At 44.8% G+C, this 9,425-nt stretch carries 5 protein-coding genes and 2 pseudogenes; 4 read left to right on the top strand and 3 right to left on the bottom strand.

All coding sequences use genetic code 11. The annotated features are described in order from the left end of the window. The first annotated feature begins 269 nt into the window (after positions 1–269). The 4 genes from MMG82_RS20815 to MMG82_RS20800 all read left to right on the top strand — a co-directional run bounded on the left by MMG82_RS20815 (position 270) and on the right by MMG82_RS20800 (position 6,841). Positions 270–1,424 carry a metallophosphoesterase gene (locus MMG82_RS20815; RefSeq protein ID WP_241407368.1) on the top strand — a complete coding sequence of 385 codons (1,155 nt, stop codon included), beginning with the start codon at positions 270–272 and terminating at the stop codon, positions 1,422–1,424. Between the two features lie 173 nt (positions 1,425–1,597). Next, entirely contained in the window at positions 1,598–2,392 is a 795-nt protein-coding gene (locus tag MMG82_RS20810; protein ID WP_047534748.1) for a transporter substrate-binding domain-containing protein, read from the top strand. Between the two features lie 199 nt (positions 2,393–2,591). After that, positions 2,592–3,701 carry an efflux RND transporter periplasmic adaptor subunit gene (locus MMG82_RS20805; RefSeq protein WP_241407367.1) on the top strand — a complete coding sequence of 370 codons (1,110 nt, stop codon included), beginning with the start codon at positions 2,592–2,594 and terminating at the stop codon, positions 3,699–3,701. Next, entirely contained in the window at positions 3,701–6,841 is a 3,141-nt protein-coding gene (locus tag MMG82_RS20800) for a multidrug efflux RND transporter permease subunit (protein WP_047534744.1), read from the top strand. Before MMG82_RS20805 ends, MMG82_RS20800 begins: the two co-directional genes overlap by 1 nt. A gap of 246 nt (positions 6,842–7,087) precedes the next feature. Here the strand turns inward: MMG82_RS20800 and MMG82_RS20795 are convergent. The 3 genes and pseudogenes from MMG82_RS20795 to blaOXA form a co-directional block, all read right to left on the bottom strand. Further along, positions 7,088–7,735: pseudogene (locus MMG82_RS20795) on the bottom strand (CatB-related O-acetyltransferase). Between the two features lie 179 nt (positions 7,736–7,914). Beyond that, positions 7,915–8,430, bottom strand: a complete 516-nt coding sequence (locus tag MMG82_RS20790) for a RidA family protein (RefSeq protein ID WP_047534741.1) — start codon at positions 8,428–8,430, stop codon at positions 7,915–7,917. Positions 8,431–8,504: 74 nt separating this feature from the next. Further along, positions 8,505–9,227 (bottom strand): annotated as a pseudogene (gene blaOXA / locus MMG82_RS20785) (class D beta-lactamase); the annotation flags it as partial. Positions 9,228–9,425: the final 198 nt, after the last annotated feature.

Below are 9,425 nucleotides of genomic sequence, written 5' to 3'. Positions count from 1 at the left end.
ATAGTAATGAGCTAAAAAAAATAAAAACAGTGACACTTATGATATTGAGAATGCGCTATTAACGTTATAGGAAATAAAGGAGAACACCTGCCAAAAAAATATAAAAAATGCTATACCATTAATTTAACTTGCCAAAACAAAACAGGCTGAACAACAAACATAGAGATAAAGCATTCTCACCATGAAAATATCCCAACATAGGATCCCTTGCCCTACCAAGTTATTAACATTATGCTAACCAACCACGTTTAATAACTCAGGAGCTTTGAATGCACGCGCTCTTCCGCCATGGTTTAGGTCACTCGACACCTCAACCACAGAATATATCTTCGCTCACATTGAAGAAGAGACTCACTTCAGCTCAGGCTACACTGTTTACTTTGCTAAGTTTATTTTCTGTTGGCGCATTTAGCACTGAGCTTACGCCATCATCCGTGACCGATGGTCCTTATGTTTTCCTCGACCAAGGTAACCAAAATACCGCCTACTGGATCTGCCAGAGTCAGTTAAAACAAACCCCTATCGCAAACAATCAATTGGCTCGCCCAAATGATTGTGGCAACTTGCCACAGCCCAAACGCCATACCGATGCTCCCAAAGTTGAAGCTGATACCTACACTCATGCAGGCAAGATAGTGGCCTTAAGCGATGTGCATGGGCAATTCGATGTGATGATTAACCTGCTGAAAGCCCATCAGATTATCGATGAAAATAATCACTGGACCTTTGGTGACGGCCATATGGTCATGACGGGAGATATGTTCGACCGTGGTCACCAAGTTAACGAAGTTCTGTGGTTTTTATATGAGTTAGATAAGCAAGCCCAAGCCGCCGGTGGTCGATTACATTTACTTATGGGCAACCACGAGCAAATGGTGTTTCGCGGCGACTTACGTTATGTGAATGAGCGTTATCAAACCTCGGCGGAATTACTCAATCGCAGCTATGATGCACTGTACAACAAAGACACCGAAATCGGCCGTTGGCTTCGCAGTAAAAACACTCTAGTAAAGATCAATAATCTGCTGTTTATGCACGGTGGAATAAGCCCTGAATGGGTCGAGCGTAAACTCAATATCAGCGATGCTAATCAGTTATTCCGTCAACATTTAGACGATAAAAAAGAAGATTTAAAACAAAACGATCTGTTGAATTTCCTGTTTTTCACTAATGGCCCCACTTGGTACCGTGGCTACTTTAAAGATGCACTCGCTGAACCCGAAATCGACCGAATCCTAAACTACTTTAAGGTTGATCATATTATCGTCGGCCATACCTCACAGGAACGCGTACTTGGACTTTACCATAATAAAATCATTGCAATAGATAGTAGTATTAAGGATGGTCAGTCAGGAGAATTATTACTGATAGACGACAATAAACTCACCCGCGGGCTATATAAGGGTGAGCAAGTAGCACTTTAAATCGATTCAGGGCTTATAGGTTTAATCCATAAGCCCTTTTTATTATTCAATAAAAGGATAACGAGTCGACTCCATATCGAGTAAGCGATAACTTACCTCTCTATACAAAATTCAACTCATCGGCTTAACACCCCCTATACTCAGCAAATAACGCTTTAACGTTAGGGATGCGTATGGACTTCAAACTGCTGATAAATTTAAGCCTTGTATTGCTGTTGTTAGGATTGCCTTCCCGCAGTTTTGCAGGACGAGATTTAAACTTAGTTGCGACCAATTATCCGCCCTTTTATGCCGATTCGTTACCCGAGCAAGGTGGCGTAGCCCAAGTCGTTAAAGAGGCCTTTAAACGCCAAGGCTACAATGCCAGCGTTAAGTTTTATCCCTTTGCGCGAGCAGCATTACTGGTAAAAACCGGCCAAGCCGATGGCATTATTGGACTTTGGTACCGCAAAGAACGTGAGCAATGGGCGCATTATTCTGCACCGATACAAGCCGTACAGATTGTCTTCTACAAACGTAAAGATAACCCGTTACGTTTTAGTCAATTAAGCGAACTTAAGCCCTTTACCATCGGCATTGGCCGCGGTTACGCCAATCCACCCGAAATAGCCGCCACAGGACTCACGACAGAGGAAGGTAATTCCGACGAAATGAATCTTAAGAAATTGTTTCTAAAACGCATTGACTTAGTGTTAATCGGCCACAATCTTGCTCAATATTTAATCAAGCAAAATCAAAGTGAATATGCCGATACTTTCGAGCAGGTGGGAGACCCCATCGCCACAGAGGTATTCCATCTGGGCGTCTCTTTGGCGATAACGGATCAGTCCACCTTGATCGACGAATTTAACAAAGGCCTTGAAAGCATGGGCCAAGATGGTCGTCTTGAGGCAATTTTAAGCCAGTATCCGCAAATTCAATCAGCCGTAGATCCGATAGAAAAAATACGAACACAAGCACATCCTTAGCAGAATAACTCAGCTATCGTATGCACTTCGAATGGGGCGAATGAGATTGCCATGGGGTATCTCGACACAAAACACAATTTCTTTCACTTTCGAGTGCTTAACTTTACAAACTTTTACCCACCTGATGACGGTTATTCACTAGAATAGCGCCATTAGTGCTAACGCCTGTTAACCGTCTTTGTGCGAGATAATTATTCCAATGAAAAAAACCATAATAGCCATTGCCTTAGTTGCGGCGGTTGCCGCTGCTGTGAGCTTTAGTGATGTATTGCAGGCTGCCAAACCCGAAAGAGCCCCCCAGCTTATGCGTACCGTGCCGGTTGTCACAGGGGAAGTGGTTGAACATCCACTGGCTCAATCTATTTCACTGATTGGTAAACTGGCCGCTGAGCGCGCAGTGGTGATCGCGCCGCAAGTCACCGGCAAAATTAAACAAATTGCCGTGACTTCGAATCAAACAGTGAAAAAAGGCCAGTTGCTAATCGAACTCGATGATATGAAAGCTCAAGCCGCGGTGGCTGAAGCCAATGCCTTTTTAAATGATGAAACCCGCAAGCTCAGAGAGTTTGAAAAACTTATCAGCCGCAATGCCATCACTCAAACCGAAATCGATGCTCAAAAAGCCAGTGTGGATATTGCCAGAGCACGCTTAGCCTCTGCGCAGGCAGATTTACATTATCATTCCCTTATCGCACCTTTTGCCGGTAAAACCGGGCTGATTAACTTTAGCGAAGGTAAGATGGTAAGTATTGGCACAGAGTTAATGACCTTAGATGATTTATCCAGCATGCGACTGGACCTACAGGTGCCTGAACATTTTCTGTCACAACTTAGCATTGGCATGCCAGTATCAGCCACCAGCCGAGCTTGGCCAGGACAAACCTTTATCGGCAAAGTGGTCGCCATCGATCCCCGCGTGAATGAAGAAACCTTAAACCTGAAGATCCGCGTGCAATTTGAAAACACCGATAATCGCTTAAAACCCGGCATGATGATGTCATCCACCATCACCTTCCCGCCCATTTCAGCCCCGATTGTGCCAGTGCAAGCCTTAGAATATTCAGGCACTAAACGCTATGTCTATGTGGTTGGCGAGGATCATATCGCCCATCGCACCGAAGTGATTTTAGGTGCGCGGGTGGGCGATCAAGTGCTCATCGATAGCGGCCTTAAAATTGGCGATAAAGTGGTGGTTCAAGGGCTTGTAAATATGCGCGATGGCTTAAAAATCAATGAAGTCGCTCTTGAAGCTAAGAATAGTAATAACCGCCCAGCCAAGTCAGACGTCAATACTGCGGAGACGAAATAATGTGGCTGTCCGATGTCTCAGTTAAACGCCCCGTCGTTGCAATTGTTTTAAGCTTACTGCTATGCGTGTTTGGCTTAGTGTCCTTTACTAAACTTTCAGTGCGGGAAATGCCCGATGTTGAAAGCCCAGTGGTGACAGTCAGCACCAGTTATTCCGGTGCATCGGCAGCGATTATGGAAAGCCAAATCACCAAGACCCTTGAGGATGAACTCACGGGGATCAGCGGTATCGATGAAATCACCTCTACAACTCGTAATGGTAGCTCGCGGATCACGGTCAAATTCCTCCTCGGTTGGAACTTAACCGAAGGGGTGAGTGATGTGCGTGATGCCGTGGCCCGCGCCCAGCGCCGTCTGCCGGAAGACGCTAACGATCCTGTAGTATCGAAGGACAATGGCTCAGGCGAACCCTCCGTGTATGTGAACTTAAGTTCAACCGTGATGGATAGAACCCAGCTGACCGATTATGCCCAGCGGGTTTTAGAAGACAGATTCAGTCTGATCAGCGGCGTGAGTTCCATCAGCATTTCGGGTGGTCTTTATAAGGTCATGTATGTCAAGCTCAGACCCGAGCAAATGGCGGGGCGCAACGTCACCGTCACCGATATTACCAGCGCCCTACGTAAAGAGAACATCGAAACCCCTGGCGGCCAAGTGCGTAACGATACCACAGTGATGTCGGTGCGTACCAAAAGGCTCTATTACACCCCAAAGGATTTTGACTATTTAGTCGTACGCACCGCCAGCGACGGGACACCTATCTATTTAAAAGATGTGGCCGATGTTGCCGTGGGCGCACAGAATGAAAACTCCACCTTTAAAAGTGATGGTATTGTTAACCTAAGCTTAGGGGTGATCACTCAATCCGATGCAAACCCATTAGTAGTCGCTCAGGAAGTCCATAAAGAAGTCGATAAAATTCAAGACTTTTTACCCGATGGCACCAGTCTTGTAGTCGACTTTGACTCCACCGTCTTTATTGACCGCTCAATCAACGAGGTCTACAACACCCTCTATGTCACTGGCGCCCTCGTGGTGTTAGTGCTGTATATCTTTATCGGTCAAGCAAGGGCAACCCTTATCCCCGCGGTAACGGTTCCAGTATCATTAATCTCCGCCTTTATTGCCGCCAACATGCTAGGTTATTCAATTAACCTACTGACATTAATGGCATTAATCCTCGCCATTGGTCTCGTGGTCGACGATGCGATTGTGGTGGTCGAAAACATTTTCCACCATATCGAAAAAGGCGAAGAGCCGCTGCTTGCGGCTTACAAAGGCACACGGGAAGTCGGCTTTGCGGTCGTGGCAACCACCGCGGTGTTAGTCATGGTGTTCCTGCCGATTTCATTTATGGATGGCATGGTCGGTTTACTCTTTACCGAATTTTCCGTGATGCTGGCAGTGTCTGTTCTGTTCTCATCCCTCATTGCCCTCACGCTAACGCCGGTATTGAGTAGCAAATTACTCAAAGCCAATGTTAAACCTAACCGTTTCAATCGCATTGTGGATAGTGGTTTTGCGCGCATGGAAAGGGTTTACCGTGTGGGTGTAACCCATGCGATCCGCTTTAGATTACTGGCACCACTGGTCATTCTCGCCTGTATCGGTGGTAGCGCATGGTTAATGCAGCAAGTCCCTTCGCAATTAGCGCCGCAGGAAGACCGCGGTGTACTTTACGCCTTTGTGAAAGGCGCCGAGGGCACTAGCTATAACCGTATGACGGCGAACATGGATATCGTCGAAGACAGATTAATGCCACTCCTTGGCCAAGGTGTATTGCGGTCTTTCAGTGTGCAAGCCCCTGCCTTTGGTGGTCGTGCTGGCGATCAAACTGGCTATGTGATCATGCAGCTAGAGGATTGGGAACATCGCAATGTCACGGCGCAACAGGCGCTCGGGATTATAAGTAAGGCATTGAAAGATATTCCCGATGTGATGGTTCGCCCTATGATGCCAGGCTTTAGGGGGCAATCGAGTGAGCCAGTACAATTTGTACTGGGTGGCTCTGACTATGCGGAACTCTTTAAATGGGCACAGGTGTTAAAAGAGCAAGCCAATGCCAGCCCGATGATGGAAGGCGCGGATCTGGATTACGCCGAAACCACACCGGAACTAATTGTCAGCGTTGATAAAGAGCGTGCAGCAGAACTTGGGATCAGCGTCGATGACGTCTCACAAACCTTAGAAGTGATGCTCGGCGGTCGTAAAGAAACCACCTATGTGGATCGCGGCGAAGAGTACGATGTGTATCTGCGCGGTGATGAAAACAGTTTTAACAACGTCGGCGATTTAAGCCAAATCTATATGCGTTCAGCCAAGGGCGAATTAGTCACGCTCGATACGGTCACCCATATCGAAGAAGTGGCCTCAGCGCAAAGATTGAGCCATACCAATAAACAAAAATCCATCACCCTCAAGGCCAACATCAGTAAAGGTTACACCTTAGGCGAGGCCTTAACGTTCTTAGAAAACAAGTCCATAGAGTTATTACCCAAGGATATTTCCATTGGCTATACCGGTGAATCAAAAGACTTTAAAGAAAACCAAAGCAGTATTTTTATTGTGTTCGGTTTAGCGCTACTGGTAGCTTACTTGGTACTCGCTGCGCAATTTGAGAGTTTTATCAACCCCTTAGTGGTGATGTTTACCGTACCAATGGGAGTATTTGGAGGTTTCCTCGGCCTGTTAGTGACCAGCCAAGGTATTAACATCTATAGCCAGATCGGCATGATCATGTTGATTGGCATGGTGACCAAAAACGGGATCTTAATTGTCGAGTTTGCCAACCAACTGCGTGACCGAGGTTTAGCCTTAGATAAAGCCATTATCGATGCCTCAACCCGCCGTTTACGCCCGATTTTGATGACGGCCTTCACCACCTTAGTCGGCGCGATACCGCTGATTTTCTCAACGGGCGCAGGCTCTGAGAGCCGGATTGCGGTGGGGACTGTGGTGTTTTTCGGCATGGCCTTTGCGACCTTTGTCACCCTGTTTGTCATCCCAGCAATGTACCGTTTAATCTCGGCCGCGACCCATTCACCGGGTTATGTTGAAGCAAAACTCGAAGCGGCCATTAAAGCACAAGAGTTAGCGGCACAAGAGGCGGCAAAGCAGCAGGAACTCGCGCCTAAAGCCTAGCGCTTCATCTAAACAGGATCAGTGCAAGTCTCGACAACTTAAGTAAATTGACACTTACTTACCATCAAAACGCCTGATGAACCTCATCGGGCGTTTTGTATTTTAAGGCCAAATGGGTTTCCAGTGTTGTATTAACTTAAATAAGGAATGACCGTTTCTGCATCAATGCGCCTTGGATTGAAATACCAGTGAGGCGCACAGCTGATTTAGATATTTAATGTGCTTGCTATACGCCCGACAAACATCTTAATTTGTACTGGCTTCTTTTTGATCATAAATGACAATGGCTTGTTTAAGCTGTTCAAAATCCGAAGAGCACAAGTGCCGTTTCAAAGCATTAAACTTTTCGAATGGCCAATCATAAATTTTTAAAGCCAGCAACTCAGGAATAATGTCTTGATGAAAGCGATACTTGACTCGTTTAGCGGGTGAACCTGCGACGACACTGTAAGGTTCGACATCCTGAGTGACAACACTGTTCGCTGCAAGTACGGCTCCTTCACCAATAGTGACTCCAGGCATCACCATACATCTCATGCCTAGCCAAGCGCCATCACCAATATGGGTGTCACCTTTTCCTACATATGCCTCTTCAATAAAATCCATAAAAGGGTATAAGCAAAACCAATCCGCCCTATGCGTATGATTTCCGCCCATTAAAATCACAACTTCAGCGGCGATACACACATAGTCACCAATATAGAGTTTATCGATCGGCTATTTGGGCTCCCATTGGCGGCTGATTTCATCACCATGAAGATATCTCACCGCTGAGCCCTCAAACCCCATATCCCAACAATCGCTATAATAGCTGTGCTGACCTTTAATTATAATATTCGGGTTAGTAACAACTTCGTGTAACAACTGAACTTTTGACCAATGTTTATTATTCATACACATACTCTTTATAAATTAACTGTAACTGAAAAATAGTGAGATATTAAAAACTGGCTAACTCAACAAATATGTATCTTGAGTTATCGGACATGCTATTAAGGAACAATAGAATGCATAAGCAAAAAGCCTATGTACCCTAATTCTATTTAGTTTAATAAATACCGTCGTTCACTATGTTATTTTCGAACTGCAGTGGCTTCAATTTCAACACGCCATGCTGAATTTGCTAGACCTGCAATTTTCAAGACCGACCGAGCAGGTACATTAGGTTGTGTTCTTGTACCAAAAAATTGAACATAAGCAGCCATAAAACCATCCATATCCATTTCATTATTTAATGCAGGATCGCCGACTAAAAAAACCTGTAGTTTAATCACATACCCTAAGCCCAGGCCAATGTCTTTTAAACTTTTCTCTATTGCCTTTAATACCCCAATAGTTTGTCCTTTTGTATCCCCACCATATGCAAGTGGGCTATTTTCATCTTGAGTCAAATCTTGTACAGGCGGTAGTTTCCCTGAGAGATATACAATAGACATAGAGGCTGGCACCTCTACCGCTGCAGCAACAGGGAAATTTGAATTAGCAATACGATGCCGGATAACATCTTCTCCCGCAAGCGCGGCGATATTCACAGTGGAAAGTAAGCCACACAAGCCGAAAAATGAAATACGGATGACAGAAATTAACATATTGACCTCAAATATTGGATTGCCCAAATTTAAAAAAGCGTGAATTTTATACAGTACAATACGAGCCGCCCCCCTTAAATATGGGGCAATGCATCGATAGATAGTAACAACTCTCTGCCAATCGCTTCTCTCTTGTAAACATCCGCCATGCCATTCGGCGTGTCTATATTCAATGCAAAAAAGACGGCGCCTGTTGGCCATTCAGCCCAACCGGCCCACCAACCGACTTGGCCACCGAGTCCTGTTTTCGCTCTGAGAATCCATTCTCGGCCAGCTTCGACTATCATAATATCTTTGGTTAATAATTGATGTTCAACTTTAAATGGGAGTTCATTTTTATAAAGCTTTTCTAAAAAATTTATCTGCTCTTGTGCGGAGATCTCTAAACCACCTCTGACCCAATAGTCATCCACTTTTACAGTGGGATCTTGATTCCCATAATTAATTTTTTCTAGATAATCTCTTGCTTTTTTTTCACCTAACTCCTTCGCAAATCCGCGATAAACCCATAAAGCGGAATAGCGCATCGCTGAGCGTAAATTCTGATCTTGATTGTGACTAGGGATAGAGTATTTTTCACCATTCCATTTAAACGTTTGAAATTCATCCTTAACTAAGTTTGCATCGAGAGCAAATAAAGTGTGAGGAATTTTAAATGTTGATGCAGACGTAAACCGTACCGTTGAACGTGATTTATTGTAAATATAAGTGGCACTTGCCCCTCCACGTTCGTCTTTAATGATGATTGTTCCATCCGCATTGAATTTATCAAAGGTGGATTTCCATTCACTCTTTTCTGCTACAGTAATCGACTCATTTGCAACGGATTCTATTGTTGTAAAAATGAAAAGAAAGAGCGACCATAGCATTAGCTTTTTAAGTTTCATTGCAAAACCTTAATATATTATTTTTTTTAGGAGTACGATCCGCAGTGTGGTTAGAATAAAGTCCCGTTCGTGTACTCAATGAAAATTACCCGTCCTATTTCGGAAATG

The sequence above is a fragment of the Shewanella sp. MM_2022_3 genome (assembly GCF_022557375.1).
Taxonomy (GTDB): Bacteria; Pseudomonadota; Gammaproteobacteria; order Enterobacterales; family Shewanellaceae; genus Shewanella; species Shewanella xiamenensis.
Note: the sequence above shows the minus strand (reverse complement) of the source record. Positions and strands in the feature narration are given on the sequence as shown.